Annotated in this window: 13 protein-coding genes; 9 read left to right on the plus strand and 4 right to left on the minus strand. The window is 73.8% G+C overall.

The features are described from left to right. Nucleotides 1-52: 52 nt before the first annotated feature. From prfB to FNH09_RS03700, 3 genes are all read right to left on the minus strand, one after another. A complete protein-coding gene (prfB, locus tag FNH09_RS03690) occupies nucleotides 53-1,156 on the minus strand; it encodes a peptide chain release factor 2 (RefSeq protein WP_162468067.1) in 1,104 nt (367 codons plus the stop codon). Between the two features lie 170 nt (nucleotides 1,157-1,326). Next, complete coding sequence (locus FNH09_RS03695) at nucleotides 1,327-2,571, minus strand: serine/threonine-protein kinase (RefSeq protein ID WP_152885107.1); 1,245 nt, start codon at nucleotides 2,569-2,571, stop codon at nucleotides 1,327-1,329. Nucleotides 2,572-2,719: 148 nt separating this feature from the next. After that, the gene (locus tag FNH09_RS03700) at nucleotides 2,720-4,408 is read right to left on the minus strand and encodes a protein kinase domain-containing protein (RefSeq protein ID WP_162468068.1); all 1,689 of its coding nucleotides are present in this window, start codon (nucleotides 4,406-4,408) and stop codon (nucleotides 2,720-2,722) included. A 417-nt stretch (nucleotides 4,409-4,825) separates the two neighbouring features. On the opposite strand from FNH09_RS03700, the gene FNH09_RS03705 reads away from it, so the two are divergent. From FNH09_RS03705 to FNH09_RS03745, 9 genes are all read left to right on the plus strand, one after another. Further along, nucleotides 4,826-8,398: an FHA domain-containing protein gene (locus FNH09_RS03705; protein WP_152885149.1), complete on the plus strand. Its 3,573-nt coding sequence runs from the start codon at nucleotides 4,826-4,828 to the stop codon at nucleotides 8,396-8,398. Nucleotides 8,399-8,632: 234 nt separating this feature from the next. Continuing rightward, on the plus strand, nucleotides 8,633-10,012 hold the full coding sequence (locus FNH09_RS03710; protein ID WP_152885109.1) for an ABC transporter substrate-binding protein: 1,380 nt from the start codon (nucleotides 8,633-8,635) through the stop codon (nucleotides 10,010-10,012). 70 nt (nucleotides 10,013-10,082) lie between these two features. Then, complete coding sequence (locus tag FNH09_RS03715; RefSeq protein ID WP_162468069.1) at nucleotides 10,083-11,363, plus strand: ABC transporter permease subunit; 1,281 nt, start codon at nucleotides 10,083-10,085, stop codon at nucleotides 11,361-11,363. Next, nucleotides 11,360-12,202, plus strand: coding sequence for a carbohydrate ABC transporter permease (locus tag FNH09_RS03720; protein WP_152885114.1), 843 nt, complete (start codon nucleotides 11,360-11,362; stop codon nucleotides 12,200-12,202). Before FNH09_RS03715 ends, FNH09_RS03720 begins: the two co-directional genes overlap by 4 nt. Before the next feature lie 155 nt (nucleotides 12,203-12,357). Continuing rightward, nucleotides 12,358-14,619 carry a CDP-glycerol glycerophosphotransferase family protein gene (locus FNH09_RS03725; protein ID WP_162468071.1) on the plus strand — a complete coding sequence of 754 codons (2,262 nt, stop codon included), beginning with the start codon at nucleotides 12,358-12,360 and terminating at the stop codon, nucleotides 14,617-14,619. 228 nt (nucleotides 14,620-14,847) lie between these two features. After that, on the plus strand, nucleotides 14,848-17,049 hold the full coding sequence (locus FNH09_RS03730) for a bifunctional glycosyltransferase/CDP-glycerol:glycerophosphate glycerophosphotransferase (protein ID WP_152885117.1): 2,202 nt from the start codon (nucleotides 14,848-14,850) through the stop codon (nucleotides 17,047-17,049). Between the two features lie 7 nt (nucleotides 17,050-17,056). After that, the gene (locus FNH09_RS03735) at nucleotides 17,057-19,285 is read left to right on the plus strand and encodes a CDP-glycerol glycerophosphotransferase family protein (RefSeq protein ID WP_162468072.1); all 2,229 of its coding nucleotides are present in this window, start codon (nucleotides 17,057-17,059) and stop codon (nucleotides 19,283-19,285) included. After that, nucleotides 19,282-20,586: a hypothetical protein gene (locus tag FNH09_RS03740; RefSeq protein WP_162468073.1), complete on the plus strand. Its 1,305-nt coding sequence runs from the start codon at nucleotides 19,282-19,284 to the stop codon at nucleotides 20,584-20,586. Before FNH09_RS03735 ends, FNH09_RS03740 begins: the two co-directional genes overlap by 4 nt. A gap of 84 nt (nucleotides 20,587-20,670) precedes the next feature. Continuing rightward, entirely contained in the window at nucleotides 20,671-22,275 is a 1,605-nt protein-coding gene (locus tag FNH09_RS03745) for a hypothetical protein (RefSeq protein WP_162468074.1), read from the plus strand. On the opposite strand, the gene FNH09_RS03750 is transcribed toward FNH09_RS03745, so the two are convergent. After that, nucleotides 22,265-22,678 carry an organic hydroperoxide resistance protein gene (locus FNH09_RS03750; protein ID WP_152885120.1) on the minus strand — a complete coding sequence of 138 codons (414 nt, stop codon included), beginning with the start codon at nucleotides 22,676-22,678 and terminating at the stop codon, nucleotides 22,265-22,267. The two genes, FNH09_RS03745 and FNH09_RS03750, sit on opposite strands and share 11 nt — an antisense overlap. Between the last annotated feature and the right edge of the window lie 28 nt (nucleotides 22,679-22,706).

Raw genomic sequence — 22,706 nt, forward strand, 5'->3', positions numbered from 1 at the left:
CAACTGCCGCCTGTTCGGCGGCAGTTGCCTTGTCGACAAATCGTTCCGTCGGTTACTTCTCCTGCTGCTTGCGCCAGCGAATCCCGGCTTCGAGGAAGCCGTCGATCTCACCGTTGAACACGGCCTCGGGGTTGCCGACTTCGTATTCGGTGCGCAGGTCCTTGACCATCTGGTACGGGTGCAGGACGTACGAACGCATCTGGTTGCCCCAGGAGCTGCCGCCGTCCTTGAGGGCGTCCATCTTGGCCCGCTCCTCCTGGCGCTGCCGCTCCAGCAGCTTCGCCTGGAGAACGTTCATGGCGGTCGCCTTGTTCTGGATCTGCGACCGCTCGTTCTGGCACGAGACGACGATGCCGGTGGGGAGGTGGGTCAGCCGGACCGCGGAGTCGGTCGTGTTGACGCCCTGGCCGCCGGGGCCGGACGACCGGTAGACGTCCACCCGCAGCTCGGACTCGTCGATCTCGATGTGGTCGGTCTGCTCGACGACGGGCAGGATCTCCACGCCCGCGAAGGAGGTCTGCCGCCGCCCCTGGTTGTCGAAGGGAGAGATACGGACGAGACGGTGCGTGCCCTGCTCGACCGAGAGGGTGCCGTAGGCGTACGGCACCTGTACGGCGAAGGTGGTCGACTTGATGCCGGCCTCTTCGGCGTACGACGTCTCGATGAGCTCGGTCTTGTAGCCCTTCTGCTCCGCCCACCGCAGGTACATCCGCTGGAGCTTCTCCGCGAAGTCGGCGGCGTCGACGCCACCGGCCTCGGCGCGGATGTTGACGAGGGCCTCACGGGAGTCGTACTCGCCGGACAGGAGCGTACGGACCTCCATCTCGTCCAGCGCCTTGCGGACGGCGACGAGCTCGGACTCCGCCTCGGCGCGGGTGTCCGGGTCGTCCTCCTCCTCGGCCATCTCGAAGAGCACGACGAGATCGTCGATCCGTCCGCGCAGCGCCTCCGCCTTCCTGACCTCGGCCTGGAGGTGGGACAGCTTGCTGGTGATCTTCTGCGCCTCGTCCGGGTTGTCCCACAGGGACGGCGCGGCCGCCTGCTCCTCGAGCACGGCGACATCTGCCCTCAGCTTGTCGAGGTCCAGAACGGCCTCGATCGACTCCATGGTCGAGGAGAGGGACTTGAGCTCTTCGGATACATCGACGACTGCCACGCATCCAGCGTAACGGCTCCGCCGGGCGACGAGCGCCGGGGCAGCGGCGACCTCACCCGCCGGCCGGGGCGACCCGGACGACGGGCGGAGCCGGGACGGACGCCGCGCGGGTCCGGGACGGCCGACGGCCCGGTCCCGTACGGGCGACGGGCGGGTCCGGCCGGGTCAGGTCACGGCGTCTGCGGGGCCGAGTGCTTGGTGTCCTGTGGGGTCGTCCCCGTGTCGTCCCCGGCCGTGGCCCACCAGGTGCCGACGCCGACCGCGGCCACGAGGACCACCGCGGCCGTCCCCAGCGTCACCCGGCGTCTGCGCGCCGAGGCACGGTGGCGCGCGGATCCGGGCCGGGGCGCCCCCGCGGCCCGCGGCGCGCGCGCCGTGCCCCGGGCGCCGCCCGCGAGCTCGTCCGGGCCCGGCACCCGCATCGAGGTGTGCGTGTCCCGGTTGGAGTCCGGCTTCGCGCCCGGCACCAGGGGTACGGCCCCGCGCCGTCGCACCGCGCGCTCACCTGTGGACGCGGCCGGCTCGCCCGCCTCGTCCATCGGGGCCTCGCCCGGCTCCGCGTCCGGCTCGTCCACGTCGAGCGGCGGCATCCCGGCCAGCATCGGCAGCTGCTCCCGCAGCCGGGCCGCCAGCTCCGTGGCGCGCAGCCGCGAGGCCGGTGCCTTCGCCAGGCACTGCACCATCAGCTGCCACAGCTCCTCGGGGATGCCCGGCAGCGGCACCACGGTCTCGGTCACGTGCCTGCGCAGCACCGCGCCCGGGTGCCCGCCCCCGAAGGGCGTGAACCCGGCCAGCAGCTCGTAGAGCACGGTCGCGAGCGCGTAGATGTCCACCGCGGCCCGCGGCGGCAGCCCCTCCACGATCTCCGGCGCCAGATAGTCCGGCGTCCCGATGATCTTCGTGGCGCGGGTGCGCTTGGGGGAGTCGATGAGTTTGGCGACCCCGAAGTCCGTCAACAGGGCCGGGTGCGCGCCGCCGGGACCCAGCGGGCCCTGCATGTCCAGCAGGACGTTCTCCGGCTTGACGTCCCGGTGGACGACCCCGGCGGCGTGCGCGGCCGCGAGTCCCTCCGCCACGTCCGCCACGATGGCCACCGCCGCCTCGGGCGCCAGTCTGCGCTCCCGGTCCAGCCGGGTGCGCAGATCCGTGCCGCGGACGAGGTCCATGACCAGTGCCAGGTCGTTCCCGTCGACGACGAGATCCCGTACGGACACCACATGGGGATGTTCGAGGCCCAGCAGCGCCGTGCGCTCCTGGACGAAGCGGCCCACGAGTTCCTCGTCGGACGCGAGGTCCTCGCGCAGCAGCTTGATGGCGACGGGCCCCTCGGGCCCCTCGCCCAGCCACACCGTGCCGGCGCTGCCGCGCCCCAGGATCTGGTGGGCGGCGTACCGGCTGCCGATCTTCCGTGCCAAGGCTGCTCCTACGGACGCGTGTTGTCGCCAAAACTACGCGTCCGGCGAGCCAACCTTCACCGCCGAGGCGGAAATCACCTGTCAGGTGTCGACAAATCCCCAGACAGACGGCCGGACCGGCGGTCGCGCCGCCGGTCCGGCCGGGCCGTCAGTTGCCGCTGCCGCCGGTCGGCGCGCCGCTGTTGCCGAGGTCCCCGATCCAGCCGGACACCTGGTTGTACATGTGCACGATCTGGCCCCAGAAGCTCCGGGTGGTGCCGATCCACTCCTGGAGCGGGGTCAGCTCCCAGATCAGCCATCCGGCGATGAACAGGATGATGATCGTGAACAGGCACCCCTTCAGGCAGCCCAGACCCGGGATCTTCATCGGGTTGGCGCTGCGCTGGCGGGGCTCGCGCGGCTCCCGGGCGGGCCGCTGCGGCTGCTGCGGCTGGCGGGGCTGCTGAGGCGGCGCGTACTGCTGCGGCTGCCGGGGCTGCTGTTGCTGCTGGTACCCGTACCCCTGCTGGTAGCCCTGCTGACCGTGCTGCGGCTGCCGCTGCTGGGGCTGCTGCTGTCGGGCCGGGCGCGGCGCGGGCTGCTGCGGGCGGGCGACCTGGCGCTGCGGGCGGCGGCGCAGCGGGTCCTCGCCGGGGTCGAGGTACTGGACCTGCGTCTGCTCGTTGCGGTCGCGGGCGGCCCGCAGCTGGGACTGCCAGGGGTGCGGCTCCGCCGGGCCGCCCGGCTGCTGCCCGGGCTGGTTCGGCGGCACCGGCGGCATGACGGCCGTCGGGTCCGCCGCGCCCCTGTTGGGCAGTACGGCGGTGGGGTCGGCGGCGCCGGCCGGGCCCCCGGTGTGCGGCAGGAAGCTGGTCGCGGCGTTCGGGTCGTACATCCCGGGCGCCTGGCCGGTGGGCAGCACCTGGGTGGCGTCCGCGGACCCGGGCACCACGGACGGCGCCAGCAGGGACCCGACGGCCTCCGCGGCGGCGATCTGCGCGGAGTTCGCGTGCACGCCGATGCCCTCGGCGACGACCCGCAGGGCGTGCGCGAGGTTCACGGCGCTCGGCCGTTCGTCCGGGTTCTTGCGCAGGCAGCGCTCTATGACCGTCCACAGCGGGTCGGGCACGGTGGAGGGCCTGCGGGGCTCGGCGCTCAGGTGCTGGTGCAGCACCTCGAGCGCGGATCCGCCACCGAACGGCGGACGCCCGGTGACCAGCTCGTACAGCAGGATCCCGGCGCCGTAGATGTCGACGGCGGCGGTCTGCGGGCGGCCCTCGGCGGACTCCGGGGCGACGTACGCGGGCGTGCCGACGAACTCGTGGGTGCGGGTGAGGCCGGGTGAGTCGGCCAGGCGCGCGATGCCGAAGTCGGTCAGCATCGGGTGCATCTGGCCGCCGTTCTGCCGCAGCAGGACGTTGGCCGGTTTCAGGTCGCGGTGCACCACGCCGTCGGCGTGGCTGGCGGCGAGCGCGTCCGCGATCTGGGCGGTGAGCAGGGCCGCGGCGACGGGCGAGAAGGGCCCGTTCTCGCGCAGGTAGCGGTGCAGGTCGGGGCCGTCGACGAGGTCCATGACCAGCGCCAGCAGATCGCCCTCGACGACCAGGTCGCGGACCTGGACGATGTTGGGATGGGTCAGCCGGAGCAGCACCGACCGCTCCCGCAGGAACCGCGTCACGATGTCCTGGTCGTTCGCGAGCTCCTCCTTGAGGACCTTGATCGCGACGGTCTCGCCGGGCTGGCCGGGCACGGCCGCCTCGGCGCCCGCGGTCTCACGCTGGCGGGCTCGCCAGACGGTGCCCGTGGCGCCGCGTCCGAGCGGCTCCTCGAGCAGATACTTGCTGCCTACCGGCCGCACGTCATGTGCTCCCTGCTGCTTGCCTGGTGTTCCGGCCCAACTGTCGGATGTTCCGACCCACTCTAGTGTCGCTCCGCCCGGCACCGGGATGCCGTCATTCTGTGGGTCTTACGTACCTGCTCCCGTACATGTTCGAAGGAAAGACGCTCGCCGGGGCGACCGTGGTTGCCGTAAGCGAACGTGACCGATCTCAAGCGGTCGCGCGCACGGTCCGGGTCAGGCACTTTTGCGGGCAGAGCCGACCAATCAAGATCACTTGACGGTGGGCGACGGGCGCGTTGTCGGTGGCAAGTGCGAGGATGCCCCCAGTACTGGCCGACGTGCTCGTGCGGGGTGGGGGAAGTCCGCGGTGGGGGACCGCGGCACGGTTTCGTCCTCGCCCGGCGGGCGCCCGCGCAGAAGGGACCGCTGACGGCGATGCAGATCCGGCTGACCGTCGTAGACCCGCTGGGTCCGCCCTCCGATCCGCGGGGGCGCGTCACCGCCCGCGACGTGCTGGTCACGGCGCCCGCGGGGACGGCCCTGGCGGCGGTCGCGGCGGCACTGTCCTCGACGGTCTCCGGCGAGGCGGGCGGCTCCGCGCACGACCGCCCCCGGGAGTCCGCGGGCGGTCCCGTGGTGCTGTACGTCGGCGCGGAGCGGCTGGACGCCCAGCGCTGCACGCTGGGCGAGCCCCCGCTGATCGACGGCGCGGTGCTGTCCCTGGGCGCCCCCGCCGAGTCCGAGCCGCACCCAGAGCTGGACGACGCCCCGGCCCAGCTGCACGTGGTGGCGGGCCCGGACGCGGGCGGGGTCCATCTGCTGCACGGCGGCCCGGTGAACATCGGCCGCTCCGCCGACGCCGACGTCCCGCTCGACGACCCGGACGTCTCCCGGCTGCACTGCGCGGTCACCCTCGACCCCGACGGCCGCGTCTCGGTCGCCGACCTCGGCTCCACCAACGGCACCGCCCTGGACGGCACCCGGGTGCACGCCCGCCCGGTGCGCTTCACACCGGGCGCCCTGCTGCGCATAGGCGAGTCGGCGCTGCGGCTCGCGCCCGCCGGGGGTCCCGGGGCGAGGGTGTCGACGACCCCCGACGGCGAGGGGCATGTGCGGGTGGCCCGCGCGACCGGGAACGAGTCCTTCGCCGGGGAGGGCGAGGACCGGACCGCGCACCGCGTCGCGGCCTCCGACGCGCACCACACCGGCGCGTCCGTCGCGCCCGCGCCCGCGCAGGCTCCGGGAGCGCCGGACACCGCGACCGGCGCCGGCATCCCCGAATCGGGCACCGGCCACGCCTACGGCTCGGTGAGCTGGGGCGCCTCCGGGACCGCACCCGGCGCCCGCGCCCACGGCCCGGTGGAACCCCCCGTCGTGCCGGTCCAGGGCGGAGCCCCGCTGATCGAGAACCACGGCGCCGTGCCGGGCGCCGGCCCGGCGTACGGCGGAGGCGACGGCGGCGACACCCACGGCGGACAGACCGGGGCGGACGGCTCCGGCACCACGGACCCCGGCCGCTTCGGCGACGACCGCTTCGGCGACGGTACGGCGGACGCCCTCCGGTCCGGGACCGCCCCCGGGGCGGACGCCGACCCCGTGCCCCCGCACACCTTCCACACGCCCGGCGGAGCACCGGCCGCGCGCAGGCGCTCCGGCGGTCTGACCGGCTGGGCCCGGCGGCTGACCGGCGGCCGCGGCGCGCCCGACCAGGCCGGGACCGGCGGCTACGACGCACAGCCGGAGGGCGGGGCCGTCGCCCCGTCGGCGCTGTCGCCCCGCAGGCCGGACACCTGGCCGGACCCGGCCGCGCTGCTGCTGACGGCGCTGGGCCCCGGCCCCCGGCTGTGGGAGCGCGGCCCCGGACACCCGGAGACGCTCACGGTGCGGCTCGGCACCACCGACCGGACCGCACCCGACGGCTCGGGTCCGCTGCCCGCGGTACCGGTGACCGCCGATCTGCGCGAGGCCGGGGCGCTGGGCCTCGCGGGACCGCGGCCCCGGCTGTCCGGGCTGGCACGCGCCGTCGTGGCCCAGCTCACCGCGCTGCACTCCCCGGACACCCTGGAGATCGTCCTGCTCAGCGCGGACCGCTCCCGTCCGGTGGAGGAGCGCGCCGCGGAGTGGGCCTGGCTCGGCTGGCTGCCCCATGTGCGCCCGGCGCACGGCCAGGACTGCCGACTGCTGCTCGCCTACGACCGGGAGCAGGCCACGGCCCGCACCGAGGAACTGCTGCGCCGGCTGGCGGACCACTCGCAGGAACCCGCCTCCGCGGCCCACCTGCCCGAGCCCTCCGACCGGCCGGCCGTGCCCTCCCCGCGGCGCCCCTCCTGGGCCCGGGGCGACGCCGCGGCGCACGCGGCCGAGGGCTTCCCCGGGCCGTACACCGTGGTCGTGGTCGACGGCGATCCCGGCGGTACGGACCTGCGCGCGGCGGTGGCCCGGCTGGTGGCCGAGGGCCCGCGGGCGGGGATCCACGTGGTGTGCCTGGCCGAGACGGCCCCGGCCTCGCCCGCCTCCCCGGTGACGCAGACGTACGAGGCGGCCTGCGCGGCGACCCCGGTGTTCCGCGAGTGCGGCGCGGTGGCGCTGCTCAGCGGGGACGTGGCGACGGCGGTACAGCTGATGCGGATCGGCCGGATCGCCGCGGACCCGGCCGGGCACGGCCCGGTCGGCCACGGCACGGTCGCCGCCGTGGACGCCGTCTCGCTCGCCTGGGCCGAGCGGTTCGGGCGGGCGCTGGCGCCGCTGCGTCCGGACGGCGCCCCGGGCCAGCGCCAGCCGCGTGTGTCGGTGCCGCTGCCGCAGGCGGCGCGGCTCCTGGACGAACTGGGTCTGGCGCGGGCGACCCCCGCGTCCCTGATGGCCCGCTGGGCCGACGCCGGCGACGACGCCGAGGCGCTCGGCGGCCGGGCGGCGGCCGTCCTGGGGGCCGGACCGCGCGGGCCGGTCGGCGTGGACCTCGTCGCCGAGGGCCCGCATCTGCTGGTCGAGGGACCGGCGGGCAGCGGGCGTACGGAGCTGCTGCGGGCCCTGGTCGCCTCGCTCGCCGCCGCCGAGCGCCCCGACCGGCTGGGCATCGTGCTGGTGGACGGCCGGGACGGCTCGGGCAACGCGGGCGGCGGCCACGGCGAGGGTCTGCGGGTCTGTACGGACGTACCGCATGTCACGACGCATCTCACCGCCAACGACCCGGTGCGCATGCGTGAGTTCGCGCAGTCGCTGAGCGCCGAGCTGAAGCGCCGGGCCGAGCTGCTCGGCCGCTCCGACTTCGCCTCCTGGCACGCCCACCGCGAGGTCTCGGGCCGGATCGTCGCCCAGCGCACGGCCTCGACCCGCGGCACGTTCCGGCCCGGAGCCGGGCTGGACTCCGGGGCCGGGCTCGGGCCGGGGCCGGGACCGGGCCTCGGGTCCGACGGCTCGGGCGATCTCGACTCCCCGCCCAGCGCGACGATCCGGCTGCGGCCGGGAGCGGCCGGGCGGCGCACCGAGGCGCCGCCGCTGCCCCGGCTGGTGGTGGTCGTGGACGACCTGGACGCGCTGGTCTCCCCCGCGCTGGGTTCACCCGGACGGCCCGCCGCGGGTTCCGTGATGCGCGCGCTGGAGGCCGTGGCCCGCGAGGGTGAACGGCTCGGCGTCCACCTGGTGGCGGCCACCGGCCCCGGCGGCCGTACGGCGGAGACGGAACCGGCCCGCCGGGCCGCGCTGCGGGTGACGCTGGAGGCGCCGGAGTCCGGGGCGGACGAGCCGGCGCCGGGGCGCGGACAGCTCAGCGTCGCGGGCGGGCGCACGGTTCCCTTCCAGGGCGGGCGGGTCACCGGTCGCATCCCCCGCACGGCGACCCTGCGCCCCACGGTCGTCCCGCTGGACTGGTCCCGCATGGGCGACCCGCCGGCCCGCCGTCCGGTGCGGGAACTGGGCAACGGTCCGACGGACCTGGCGCTGCTGGCCAGCGCGTTGGAGCGGGCGGCCCGGGAGGTGTCGGCGGCGCAGGTGCCGTCGCTGCTCTGACGCGTCCCGGGGTCCGTCCACCGGACGGGCCCCGAGCGGACGGGCTCCGAGCGGACGGGCTCCGAGCCTGATCCGCCCCGAGTCCGGTCTGTCCCGATCGCACCCGATCACGACGTGGTCACGATCGCCCACTTGACACCGTATGCGCTCTTGCCGACCCCATGGACCCGGCGTAGACCGGAGCGCACGGGGCAAGCGGTCGACGTTCGACGACGAACGAAGAACGGGGCAGTGATGCTGAGGACGAGCAGAACACACCGGACACGCGCGGCCGCGAGGACCGCGGCAGCCGTCGCCGCGGGCGCACTGGCACTCTCGCTCACCGCGTGCGGCGGCGGCGGCGACAAGAAGAGCGACGGCGGGAGCACCGCGAGCGCGGGCGGCACCGTCACCCTTCCCAAGCTGGACGGCACCACCCTGTCGGTCGCCGCCGTCTGGACCGGGGCCGAACAGGCGAACTTCAAGAAGGTGCTGGCGGAGTTCGAGAAGCGCACGGGCGCCAAGGTCACCTTCGTGCCCGCCCAGGACCCGATCATCAACTTCCTCGGATCGAAGATCGCGGGCGGTCAGCCGCCGGACGTGGCGATGCTGCCCCAGCCGGGCGCGATCAAGCAGGCCGTGGAGAAGAACTGGGCCAAGCCGCTCGGCGCCGAGGCGCAGGCCGAGCTCGCCAAGAACTACTCCCAGGGCTGGCAGGACATCGGCAAGGTCGACGGCAAGCAGTACGGCGTCTACTACAAGGCCGCCAACAAGTCCCTGATCTGGTACAACGCCAAGGTCTTCGAGAACGCGGGGGCGAGCGAGCCGAAGACCTGGCCGGAGCTGCTGAGCACCGCGCAGACGGTCTACGACTCCGGGGTGGCCCCGTTCTCCATCGGCGGCGCCGACGGCTGGACGCTCACCGACTGGTTCGAGAACGTCTACCTCTCCCAGGCGGGCCCGGAGAAGTACGACCAGCTGGCCCAGCACAAGATCAAGTGGACGGACCCCTCGGTGAAGGATGCGCTGACCACCCTCGCCCAGGTCTGGGGCAAGAAGGGCTGGGTGGCGGGCGGCGCGGACGGCGCGCTCCAGACCGAGTTCCCGGCGTCCGTGACGCAGACCTTCACCGGCGGCGACCAGCCGAAGGCGGGCATGGTCTACGAGGGCGACTTCGTGCAGGTCAACATCGGCGAGACGAAGGCGAAGGTGGGCACGGACGCGAAGGTGTTCCCGTTCCCGAAGGTCGGCGCCACCGCGCCCGTGGTCAGCGGCGGCGACGCGGCCGTCGTCCTGAAGGACTCCAAGGGCGCGCAGGCGCTGGCCACCTTCCTGGCCTCGCCGGACGCCGCGACCGTGCAGGCGAAGCTGGGCGGCTACCTCTCCCCGAACAAGAACGTCGACCCGTCGGTGTACCCGAACCCGGTGCAGCAGAAGATGGCCAAGGCGCTGATCGCGGCCGGCGACGACTTCCGCTTCGACATGTCCGACCAGGCCCCGCAGGCCTTCGGCGGCACGCCGGGCAAGGGCGAGTGGAAGGACCTCCAGGACTTCCTGAAGAACCCGTCGGACGTGGCGGGCACCCAGGCGAAGCTGGAGAAGGACGCGGCGGCGGCGTACGGGAACGGGAGCTGATCCGGCGATGACGTCGGACACCCCGGCAGGGGCCGGTCCGGCCCCTGCCGGGCCGAGGAGACGCAAGAGCGTGACCGGCACCCGCAAGACCGTGGCGGCGCTGTTCCTGCTGCCGGCCCTGGTGCTGCTCGGCGCGCTCGTGGTCTACCCGATCGGGTACTCGGTCGTACGCAGTTTCTACGACCGCTCCGGCGACGGCTTCGCCGGATTCGACAACTACCGGGCCCTGTTCACCGACGACGGCATCCGCACGGCGTTGAAGAACAACGTCATCTGGGTGGTGTTCGCGCCCACGGTCGCCACCGCGCTCGGTCTGATCTTCGCGGTGCTGACCGAACGGGTGCGCTGGGGAACGGCGTTCAAGCTGGTCGTCTTCATGCCGATGGCGATCTCGATGCTGGCGGCCGGCATCATCTTCCGGCTGGTCTACGACCAGGACCCGGACAAGGGCGTGGCGAACGCGGTGTGGGTCGGGGTGCACGACACGTTCGCGCAGTCGTCGGCGTTCCCGAACGCCCACCCGGGCCGCGAGTCGCCGCTCGTCGCCCAGGGCGGCGGGTTCGTCACCAAGGCCCCCGTGCGCACCGGCGAGGCCGTCACCCTGCCGCTCGTCGGTGTCGCCCCCGACCAGATGCCCGACGGTGCCGCGCCGGCCGCGGTGCCGAAGGCCGAACCGGGGAAGATCACCGGCACCACCTGGCAGGACTTCACCCGCGGCAAGGGGGTGGGCACGCTCGGCGCCCCCGACCCGTCCGAGCAGGGCTACTCCGGCATGCGGATCGAGGCGGTGAAGGACGGCCGGGTCGTGGCGTCGGCGAAGGCCGCGGCCGACGGCACCTTCACGCTCCCGGCGGCCGCGGACGGGGCCGTGCTGCGGCTGCCCGCGAGCAACTTCCAGGCGCCGTACAACGGGCTGGACTGGCTGGGCCCTTCGCTGGTCACCCCGGCCATCATCGGCTCGTACGTCTGGATGTGGGCGGGCTTCGCGATGGTGCTGATCGCGGCCGGGCTCGCGGGCGTGCCCCGGGAACTCCTGGAGGCCGCCCGGGTCGACGGCGCCAACGAGTGGCAGGTGTTCCGCCGGGTCACGGTGCCGCTGCTCGCCCCCGTCCTCGCGGTGGTCGCGGTCACGCTGATGATCAATGTGCTGAAGGTCTTCGACCTGGTCTTCATCATCGCCCCGGGGTCCTCCCAGGACGACGCGAACGTGCTCGCCCTGGAGCTGTACCGCAAGGGCTTCTCCGAGGACCAGCCGGGCGTCGCCAGCGCGATCGCGGTGTTCCTGCTGCTGCTGGTCATCCCGGTGATGTGGTTCAACGTACGGCGGCTCAGGCGGGAGGTGCGGCGATGACGGCATGGCTGCTCGCGAAGGTCAACGGCGGTCTGGTCCGGGTCTTCCTGCTGCTGGTCGGCCTGTTCTGGCTGGTGCCGACGATCGGTCTGCTCCTGTCGTCGCTGCGCTCCCCCACCGACATGAGCGCGAGCGGCTGGTGGGAGGTCTTCACTCAGCCGTCCCAACTCACCTGGGAGAACTACCGGAACCTGCTGGAGAACGGTGACATCACCGGCTCCCTGGTCAACACGGTGCTGATCACGGTCCCGGCGACCGTGCTGGTGGTGGCGATCGGCTCGCTCGCGGGCTACGCGTTCGCGTGGATGGAGTTCCCGGGCCGGGACTGGTGGTTCCTGGGCGTGGTGGGGCTGTTGGTCGTGCCCGTGCAGGTGGCACTGATCCCGATCGCCGAACTGTTCGGCAAGCTGGGCCTGTTCGGGTCCATCCTCGGGGTGATCCTGTTCCACGTCGGCTTCGGCCTGCCCTTCGCGGTGTTCCTGCTGCGGAACTTCTTCGCGGAGATCCCCCGTGAACTGCTGGAGGCGGCCCGCCTCGACGGAGCGGGCGAACTACGGCTGTTCGCACGGGTCGTGCTGCCGCTGGGCGGCCCGGCGATCGCGAGCCTGGCCATCTTCCAGTTCCTGTGGGTGTGGAACGACATGCTGGTCGCGCTGGTGTTCACCGACGCGGACAGCCAGCCGATCACGGTCGCGCTCCAGACGCAGGTACGGCAGTTCGGCAACAACATCGACGTGCTGGCTCCCGGCGCGTTCATCTCCATGGTGATCCCGCTGGCCGTCTTCTTCGTGTTCCAGCGGCAGTTCGTCACCGGCGTGATGGCGGGCGCGGTCAAGTAGGCCTGGTTGCAGGCGTGGTTTCCGGGGCGGGTCGAAGTCATCGGCCCGCCCCTCGCCGTTCACCCGACATCCCCCGTATGCCGCACACACCGTAACCAAGTCACTCCATCGGACGTTCCCGGGCAGAACGCCCAGCGCCGACCCATGGATGTCCCGTGCCCAGGTTCAGTGTCATCGTCCCCGCGTACAAGGTTCAGGCGTACCTGCACGAATGCCTGCAATCGGTACTCTCGCAGTCGTACGCCGATCTGGAACTGATCGCGGTCGACGACTGCTCACCGGACGCCTGCGGCGCGATCATCGACGAGTTCGCGGCGCGCGATCCCCGCGTACGGGCACTGCACCTGCCGGAGAACCGGGGGCTGGGCCCGGCCCGCAACGCCGGTATGGAGCAGGCCACGGGCGACTACCTGGTCTTCCTCGACTCCGACGACACACTCACCCCGGGTGCGCTCGACGCGATCGCCGACCGGCTCAAGGCGACCGGCGAACCGGACGTGCTGGTCTACGACTACGCCCGTACGTTCTGGACCGGCGAGGCCGTCCGCAACAGGTTCGCGGGCCGGCTCACCGAGGAGGGCCCGGCCCCGTTCCGGCTCGCGGACCGGCCGGATCTGCTGCGGGTGCTGATGGTGGCCTGGAACAAGGCGTGCCGGCGGGACTTCGTGGAACGCGAGGGGCTGCGGTTCCCGCCCGGCTACTACGAGGACACGCCCTGGACCTATCCGGTCCTGATGGCCGCCGGATCCCTGGCGACCCTCGACCGGGTGTGCGTGCACTACCGGCAGCGCCGCCAGGGGAACATCCTCGGCACCACCAGCCGCCGGCACTTCGATGTGTTCGAGCAGTACGACCGGGTCTTCGCGTTCCTCGACGGGCGTCCCGAACTCGCCTGCTGGAAGCCGCTGTTGTTCCGCCGCATGGTCGACCACTTCTCGACGGTGTTCACCAGGCCGGGCCGGCTGCCGCGCGCCGCCCGCGCCGAGTTCCTGCGCCGGGCCCGCGCCCAGTACCGCCGTCACCGCGTCCCCGGCACCCCCGTCTCCCCGCGCACCCGGCTGCGGCACGGGCTGGTCCGCCTGGGCCTGCACCGCACCTATCGCGTGCTGCAACGGGCGACGAGCCTGTACCGCCGCACCCGGCGGCTCGCCGGCCTGCTGCTCAAGGTGCTGCGGGCCGGGACGTTGCAGCTGCACTACCGCGTCCAGCTGCGCCTTCCGCTCCGTGCCGACCGGGCGGTCTTCGCGGCCTACTGGGGTCGCGGCCACGGCTGCAACCCGGGCGCGCTGGAGACCGCATTCCGCGCGCACGCCCCGCACATCCGTACGGCGTGGATCGCCCGGCCCGAGCACCACGACACGATCCCGCCGGGCACCCGGCGGCTGACCCCGGGCACGGCCGCCTACTGGACGGCGCTGGCCCGCTCCAAGTACCTCGTCAACAACGTCAACTTCGACCGGCGCCTGGTCAAGCGCCGCGGCCAGGTCTTCGTCCAGACCCAGCACGGCACCCCGCTCAAGCGCATGGGCCTCGATCTCCAGGACCGTCCGGCGGCGGCGCGCGGGATGGACTTCGCGGAGCTCCTCAGGAGCGTCGACAAGTGGGACTACGTCCTGTCCGCCAACCGCCACACCACGCTGACCTGGGAGCGGGTCTACCCCGGCGGCTACACCACGCTGGACTACGGCTACCCGCGCAACGACGTCCTCCAGCGGGCGAGCGCGGCGGACACCGCGCTGCTGCGGGCGTCCCTGGGCATCCCCGAGGGCACGGTGGCGATCCTTTACGCGCCCACCCACCGCGACTACCGCACCACCCGGCACACCTCGCTGGACCTGGAGCGCGTGCTGCGCCGCCTGGGCCCGCGCTTCATGATCCTGGTCCGCTCCCACCAGGGGCAGGCCGGGCCCCCGGCCCGGGGCGCCCGCATCGTCGACGTCACCGGCCACCCGAGCGTGGAGTCGCTGTGCCTGGCCGCGGACGCGCTGGTCACCGACTACTCGTCGATCATGTTCGACTACGCCAACCTGGACCGGCCGATCGTGATCCACGACGCCGACCGGGAGGCCTACGAGGCGACCCGCGGCACCTACTTCGACCTGCGCGCCTTCCCGCCGGGCCCGGTCGTGCGCACCGAGGACGAGCTGATCACCGCCTTCGCGAGCGGCCACTGGCGCGGAGCGCGCTCCGAGCGGCTGCGCACCGCCTTCCGGGAGCGCTTCTGCCCGTACGACGACGGAAACGCCGCCGAACGGGTCGTACGCCATGTGGTGCTGGGCCAGACGCCGGGGCTGCCCGCGGTCGTGCCGCTCGACCGGCGGCGCCCGGTGCCGTCGGCGGCCGAGGCGCTCACGAGCTCCCCGCTCGCCACGACGGCGCAACCTTCCGGCCCGTCCCCCGTCACCGACAGCCACTGAACACCGTTTGCCCTATCGGGAGTTCCCATGCCCCTCAGCAACTCGCGGCCCACCCCGACCCGGCCGCCCACCTGGCGGCCGACCGGGCGGCCGGGCCGTGTCCGCACGGCCTGAGCACCGGGACCCGGACCGGACCCCGACCGGGAAGGCCGGCCGGTGCCCCGGTCGGGGTCCCGGCCGCGCCCCCGGCCGGCACCCCGGTCGGGACCTCGACAGAGAAAGAGCAGAATGCCCCGCTTCACCATCATCGTCCCGTCCCCGGGGATCGGGGGCCGGCTGTCCCTGGCGCTGGACTCCGTCCTCGCCCAGTCCTTCGGCGACTTCGAGCTGATCCCGGTCTGTGACGCGCCCGACGCCCCGGCGGCGGAGGTCGCCGCCGGCTACGCGGGGCGGGACGCGCGGGTGACCCCGGTGCACTCACCGCCGTCCGCCGGTCCGGGCGCGGCGCGCAACGCCGGGATGCGGGCGGCGTCCGGCGCGTATCTGCTGTTCCTCGACGGCGACGACGTGCTGGCCCCGGGCGCGCTGGCCGCGCTGGCCGACCGGCTGGACACCACCGGTGACGTCGACGTCCTGTACTTCGAGCACGAGCGGACGCCGTGGTGGGAGGGCGAGCCGACCAGCCCGGCGGCGCCGCTGCTGGCCCAGGCCCCGCCGGGCGCCTTCGCCCCCGACCGGGCGCCCGAGGTGACCTGTGTGCGGCTGCCCGCCTGGAGCGCCGCCCACCGCAGGGAGTTCCTCGCCGAGCGGCGGATCGCCTTCCCCGACGGCCACTTCGCGGAGCTGGGCTTCGGCGGCCTGGTCACGATCGCGGCCGAACGGGTCGCCGTACTGCGCTCGGTGGTCGTACGGCACCGGCTGCGCCGCCAGGGCAGCCGGTCCGGCCGGCCGGGCGCGCACCACTTCGAGCTGCTCGACCAGACGGACCTGCTGCTCTCGCGGGCCGCCGAGCAGGGGCTGTCCGGCGAACGGGCGGGCGCCCTGTTCGAGCAGCTGTTCGCGCAGGTGCTGAGGACGGCGGCCCACCCCAGGCGGCTGACGTCGGGCAGGCGCGCCTTCTTCCGCCGGTCCTGCCGCCTGTACCGCCGCCACCGTCCGGCCGGTTTCCGCAGGCCGGGCGGCAGTCTGGGGGTGCAGCACCGGCTGCTGGCGGCCGGGGCGTACACCGCGTTCCGTGCCCTGCGCGGCGCCAACCAGGTCGCGGCGCGGGCCGCCCGGAGCCTCCCGCACCCCCGGATGCTGCGCACCCGGCTGCGGTACCGCAGGCAGCTGCGCCGCCCGCTCGATCCCCATCTGGCCGTGTACTGCGCCTACTGGGGCCGCGGATACGCGTGCAGCCCGGCCGCCATCCACGCCAAGGCCCGGGAACTCGCCCCGCACATCCGGTCGGTGTTCCTGGTGGAGCCCGAACACGCGCACACCATGCCGGAGGACGTCGACCACGTGGTGATCGGCAGCCGCCGCTACTGGGAGGTCCTGGCCCGCGCCACGTACCTGATCAACAACGCCAACTTCGCGGAGGGCGTGGTCAAGCGCCCCGGCAGCGTGCACGTGCAGACCCAGCACGGCACGCCGCTGAAGAAGATGGGCGTCGACCAGTCGACGTACCCCGTGGTGGCCGCGGCGACCGGCAGCTTCACCAGGCTGCTGGGTCGCGTCGACCGCTGGGACTACAACCTCTCCGCCAACCGTCACTCCACCCAGATGTGGGAGCGCGCCTTCCCCGGCTCATACGAGGCCCTGGAGTACGGCTATCCGCGCAACGACGTCTACCTCACCGCGACCGCCGATGACGTCGCCCGGGTCCGCCGGGAGCTGGGCGTCCCGCAGGGCGCGACGGCCGTCCTGTACGCGCCGACGCACCGCGACCACCAGAGCGGCTTCGAGCCGGGCCTGGACCTGGAGAGGTTCTGCGCGGAGGCCGGCGAGGACGTCGTGGTCCTGCTGCGCGCCCACTACTTCTACGACCGGGGCCACGGCGCCCGCAGCGGCCGGATCATCGACGTGACCTCGCACCGCTCCTCCGAGGACGTCTGTCTGGCCGCCGACGCGCTGATCACCGACTACTCGTCGATCATGTTCGACTACGCCAACCTGGACCGGCCGATCGTCGTGTACGCCGACGACTGGGAGGTCTACCAGGAGACCCGGGGCGTCTACTTCGACCTGCTCCGGGAGCCGCCGGGACCGGTGGCGCGCACCCCGCGGGAACTGGCCCGCGTCTTCGCCGACGGCTCGTACGCGGGGCCGCGCTCCCGCGCGCTGCGGGCCGCGTTCCGGGAGCGGTTCTGCCAGTTCGACGACGGCCGGGCCGCCGAGCGGGTGGTGCGCCGGGTGCTGCTCGGCGAGCCGCCGGAGGCGATCCCGCCGGTGCTGCCGCTCGACCGGCGCGTCCCGGCCCCCGCCGCCGCCACTCTCGTGAGGAGCTGACCCCGCAGTGCCCCGCTTCAGCGTCATCATCCCCTGCTTCAAGGTGCAGGGTTTCCTGCGCGAGTGCCTCGACTCGGTCCTGGAGCAGTCGTACCGGGACATCGAGGTGATCGCCGTCGACGACCGTTCCCCGGACGGCTGCGGAGCGATCCTCGACGAGTACGCGGCCCGCGACCCGCGCGTCACGGTGCTGCACCTGCCGGAGAACGTCGGTCTGGGCCGCGCCCGCAACGCCGGGATGCCCCACGCCACCGGCGACTTCCTCTTCTTCCTCGACAGCGACGACACCCTCACCCCGGGCGCGCTGCGCGCGATGGCCGACCGGCTCGACGAGACCGGCGACCCGGACGTCCTGGTCTTCGACTACGCCCGCACCTACTGGTGGGGCGGCACCCGGCGCAACGCCCTCGCCCATCTGCTCGCGGACATGGGCGAGGGCACCTTCACGGCCGCCGGGCGCCCGGAGATCCTCGATCTGCTGATGGTGGTCTGGAACAAGGTCTACCGGCGGGAGTTCGTGACGGAGAACGGCTTCGAGTTCCCGCCCGGGTACTACGAGGACACGCCCTGGACGTTCCCGGTGCTGCTCAGCGCCGGGCGGATCGCCACGCTGGACCGGATCTGTCTGAACTACCGCCAGCGCCGCCAGGGCAACATCCTGTCCACCACCAGTCGCAAGCACTTCGACATCCACGACCAGTACGAGCGGGTCTTCGCGTTCGTCGGCGCCCGCCCCGAACTGGCCGTCTGGCGGCCCTGGCTGCACCGCAAGATGGGCGAGCACTGCCTCGACATCCTCGCCAAACCGGACCGGCTGCCGCCCGCGGACCGGGCCGAGTTCTTCCGGCTCACCACGCGGATGTTCCGCAGGCACCGCCCGGAGGGCACGTCGGTGACCGGCGAGCTGCGGCTGCTGGAGGGCGGCTATCCGGCCTATCTGCTGAAGCGGGGCGCCGGCCGGGCGGCCCGGGAGCTCGGGCGGCGGGCCCTGCCGGTGTCCAGGGCGGCGGCCGGACGCCTCGGGCAGGGCTGGTCCGCGCTGCACGCCCGCCGTCCGCTCGACCCGCACCTCGTCGTGTACTCGGCGTTCTCCCACCAGGGCGTGCTCGGCGACCCGGCGGCCGTCTACCGCAAGGCCCGCGAGATCGCCCCGCACCTGCGCGGGGTGTGGGTGGTGGCCGGCGAGGAGGAGGCGGCCGACCCGGCGCTGCTGCCGGAGGGGGTGGAGCACGTCCTGCTCGACTCCACGCGCTACCGCGAGATCACCGCGCGGGCGACGTACTTCGTCAACAACGTCAACTGGCCCGGCACCCTGGTCAAACGCCCCGGCAGTGTGCACATCCACACCCATCAGGGCACGCCGCTGAAGTACATGGGGGCCGATCTGCGGGACAAGCCCGGCGCCCGGCACGGCCTGGACGTGCCGCAGATGCTGCGCCGCGCCGACCGCTGGGACCACAGCCTGGTCGCCAACCGGCACTCCGAGCTGGTGTGGGAACGGGCGTACCCGTGCCACTTCGCGTCCGCCCGCACCGGCAGCCCCCGCAACGACGTCCTCGTCGGCGCCGGACCGGCCGAGTGCGCGGCCGCCCGGGACCGGCTGGGCATCCCACCGGGGAACACCGTCGTGCTGTACGCGCCGACCCGCCGCGAGTACCGGCGCGGAGGCCATGTCGACCGCCTCGACCTGGCCCGGTTCGCCGAGGACCTGGGCCCGGGCCACACCCTCGTCGTACGGCTGCACCCCTCGCTCGCCACCGGTCCGGCGCGCGGTCTCGGCCTGGCGGACCTGCACCGGCGCGGGGTGCTGCGCGACGCGACGGACGAGCCGCACGTCGAGACGGTGCTGCTCGCCTCCGACGTGCTGGTCACCGACTACTCGGCCCTGATGTTCGACTACGCCTGCCTGGACCGGCCGATCGTCGTCCACGCCGACGACTGGGCCGCGTACTCGGCGAGCCGGGGCACCTACTTCGACATCACCGCCGAGCCGCCCGGCCCTGTCTCCCGCTCCTACCGGGAACTGGCCGGGCTGCTGGTGTCCGGCGGCTGGCGGGACGCGGAGTCGGCGCGGCTGCGGGCCGCCTTCCGGGAGCGGTTCTGCACGTACGACGACGGACGCGCCGCCGAACGCGTCGTACGGACGCTGCTGCTGGGCGAGTCCATGCCGTCCGCGGCCGGACGGGCGCGGGTGCCCGGACCGGCCGCCGGGCACGACCTGCTCGCGTCCTCGTGAGGCCGCGCACCTGGGTCCTGGTGCTGGGCGTGGTCTTCGCCCTGCTCCAGCTCGCGAACGTGACCGGCCGGGAAACCCCCGACAGCAAGAACTACCTGGCGTACGCGCTGAGTCTGCGCGGCGAGAGCAAGGACGCGACGGCGGCCGCCACCATCGACTACATCTGTGCGAGCCGGGCGGCGCTGGCCGCCCGCGACCAGAAGGTGGACGTGGTGCACTTCCACCGGGCGGACCCCGCTCCGCAGGTCCTGGCGGAGTGCCGGGCCCAGGAGCTCCAGGTCGTAGAGGAGCGGCTGGCGGCCGGACAGACCGGCGGGCACACGCTGCCGTACCTCTCTGAGCGGTTCATGCGGATCTTCGAGGTGCGGCCCGGCTATCCCGTGTTCCTGCTGCCGTTCGTCACGGCGTTCGGTGTGACGTGGGGGGTGTGGGCGGCGAGCGTCGTGGTCACGGTGGCGGGCGGTGTCCTCGTCTTCCTGATCCTGCGCACGCTGCGGGTGCCGACCTCCCTGTGCCTGACCGGGCAGGGCCTGTACTACGTCCTGCCGTGCGGCACCACCGCCATGCGCCCGATGGCCGAGGGACTGATGCTGGCCCTGACCCTGACGGCGGTGTGGGGCTGCGCGCTGGCCCTGGACCGCCGGGTCCGCGCGGGCACGCTGCTCGTCTGCGGGTCGCTGGCCGCGCTGTTCGCCGTGAAGCACTCCCAGGCGCTGTTCCTGGCGGGGTGTCTGGCGGTGGCCGGTGCGGTGATCGCCGTACGGCGGTGGCGGGCGGGTGCGCCGCACGGGTGGGGCCCTGCGGCGGTCGCGCTGGCGGGCTGCTGCGGCGCGCTCGGCACGGTGCTGCTGGCGAACGCGCTGCACTACCCGTCCGGTTCGGAGAGCGTCCAGGATCTGCTGACGGATCACTTCGCGCGGCCCGACCGAATCCGCCCGTGGGCGGAGTTCCGCCAGCTCCAGGGCAACTTCTGGCCGGAGTGGCTCCGACGGCAGGTACGCGAGCCGCTGTTCCTGGCGGCGCTGGCCGCCGGGGCGTGCGGGGCGCTGCGCCGGCGCCGGGCGTTCGGCGGCTTTCTGCTCGCGACCGCGTTCACCGGGTTCCTCACCCAGGCCGCGCACCCCGACATCACCGTCTGGGGCGAGCGGCTGATCGTCCTGGCCTGGCTGCTGCCCGTGGTGGGGGTGCCGCTGCTGCTGGAGCCGCTCGTACGGGGCCGGGTCGTCGTCCCCGCGCAGGACCGGGCCGGGGACAGGGCGAGTACGGGGGCCGGTGCCGAGGCGGCCGGGCTCACCCGATGAGGTGACAGTCGGGTGGGCCCCTGATCACGGCGGGAAGGTACGGCCAATGCCCCTGATGTCCCTCCACGTCCCCGCGCCGGTCCGGTGAGCGCCGGCGCCCTCGTCCGACGGCCGGCCCGCGGAGCCACCGCGCTGCGCGGCGGCGGCCGTCTCCGGCGTCCCACGCCGTACCAGGTCTTCGGCTTCCTGTTCTGGCTGGTGATGTCGCTGGCGTACTGGCGGGTCCCGCTGTGCTGCGACGCGGGACAGCACGCGGCGGTCGTCGAACGCCTCAAGGCGCACCTGCTGAGTCCGCGCCATCCGATGGCGGACCTGCCGGGCGCGGGCAGCCCGTACTACTCGCCGTACGCGCTCGCGCAGGGTGTCTTCGCCCGGCTGACGGGGCTGTCCGGCTGGGAGGTGGTCAAGCTCGCCGGTCCGCTGAACCTGCTGGTGCTGCTGACCGGCGTCGGCCGCTTCGTGAAGGTGCTGTCGCCCCGGCCGTGGGCGCCGGTGCTGGCGCTGGCGTCGATGACCCTGCTGTGGGGGACCGAGCGGGCCTGGTGGAGCGGCTTTCTCGGCCTGATGTCGATGACCGGGACGCTCGCCTATCCGTCCGCGTTCGCGGCGGGGCTCGCGTTCTGGGCCTGGTCGCTGACCGGCGCCCGGGCCCGCGACACCCGGCGGGTGCGGTACGTGGGGCCGAGCGGACTGCGCGGTTTCGCCGGGTACGCGGCGGTCGGCGCGCTGTACGGGGTGATCCTGCTGATCCATCCGATCACGTCGGTGGCGGCGGTGACGGGGGCGGTGGCCCTGGTCGCGGGGTGGCAGCGGGGCCCGCGGTCCGCGGTGCTGGCGCGGTGGGCGCTGGCTGGCGCGGTGGCCGTGGCCGTCGCGGCCTGCTGGCCGTACTTCGACGTGTTCGCCCTGGCCGGGGACGGCAGCGTGGACGCGATGCACCGGCCGCTGTACCTGGATCTCGGCGGTCACTTCTGGTTGGCCCTGCTCGGGCTGCCGGCGCTGTGGCTGCGGGCCCGCCGGTCGTCGTGGCGCGATCCGCTGGTGCTGATGGTCGTGCTGGACTGCCTGGTGGTGGCGTACGGCTGGTTCAGCGGGCACTACACCTACGGCCGGATCCTCGGGCTGACGCTCGTGGGGCCGCAGTTCGCACTCGCCGTGGAGCTGGCGGCGGCCCGGCCGTGGCCGGTGCGGCGCAGGGTGCTGGGTGTGCTGGCGGCGACCGGGGCCTGCGTCGGCTTCCTCACCGTGCAGGCCGGGGCCGTGATCCCCCGGGCGCTGGACCCGGTCGGGTTCGAGCAGCCGCCGGACTGGCCGACGTACGCGTGGGCGGCGCAGCACATCGGGCCCGGCGAGGTGGTGATCACCGACGGGTACTACGCCGTCCACGCGATCGCGGGCTACGGTCCGAACCTCGCCGCGCCCGCCTGGCCGGACCCGGCGCTGGACGAGCGGGCGCGGCTTCGGCGGCTCGGCGACGTGCAGGCCTATCTCGCCCCGTCCGCGACCCGCGCCGAGCGCGCCGCGATCGGCCGCCGCTACCACGTGCACTGGCTGCTGCTGACGCGCTGGCGCAAGGTGCCCGAGGAGGCGGTGGTGGTGGCGTGGAGCCGGCGGACGGGGGAGGTGCTGGCGCGGGTCGACTACGGCTCCCGCTCGCGCGGGGAGGCCGTCCGGGGACCTACTCGATGACGAGGTCGACGTCGATGTTGCCGCGGGTGGCGTTGGAGTAGGGGCAGACCTGGTGGGCCTGCTCGACCAGCTCGCGGCCGGTGCTCTCGTCCACGCCCTCGGGCAGCTCCACGCGCAGGGTGACCTTCAGGCCGAAGCCCACGCCCTGCTTGCCGATGCCGACCTCACCGGTGACGGCGGCGTCGCTCACGTCCACCTTGGCGGCCCGGCCCACCACGCCCAGGGCGCTGGCGAAACAGGCGGCGTAACCGGCGGCGAAGAGCTGCTCCGGGTTGGTGCCCTGGCCGTTGCCGCCCAGCTCCACCGGCGGGGCGAGCTGGACATCCAGCTTGCCGTCGGAGGAGACGGCACGGCCCTCGCGGCCGTGGGTTGCGGTGGCGACAGCGGTGTAGAGCGCGTCCATGGAAGACCATCCCTCTCGAAGTGACGTT

The organism is Streptomyces adustus (assembly GCF_009377175.1).
Lineage (GTDB): Bacteria > Actinomycetota > Actinomycetes > Streptomycetales > Streptomycetaceae > Streptomyces > Streptomyces adustus.

What these genes read in the sequence shown, in the direction of transcription:
- FNH09_RS03705 (WP_152885149.1), top strand. Translation starts at nt 4,826, where the DNA reads ATGCAGATCCGGCTGACCGTCGTAGACCCGCTGGGTCCGCCCTCCGAT.
- FNH09_RS03710 (WP_152885109.1), top strand. Translation starts at nt 8,633, where the DNA reads ATGCTGAGGACGAGCAGAACACACCGGACACGCGCGGCCGCGAGGACC.
- FNH09_RS03730 (WP_152885117.1), top strand. Translation starts at nt 14,848, where the DNA reads ATGCCCCGCTTCACCATCATCGTCCCGTCCCCGGGGATCGGGGGCCGG.
- FNH09_RS03720 (WP_152885114.1), top strand. Translation starts at nt 11,360, where the DNA reads ATGACGGCATGGCTGCTCGCGAAGGTCAACGGCGGTCTGGTCCGGGTC.
- FNH09_RS03750 (WP_152885120.1), bottom strand. Translation starts at nt 22,678, where the DNA reads ATGGACGCGCTCTACACCGCTGTCGCCACCGCAACCCACGGCCGCGAG.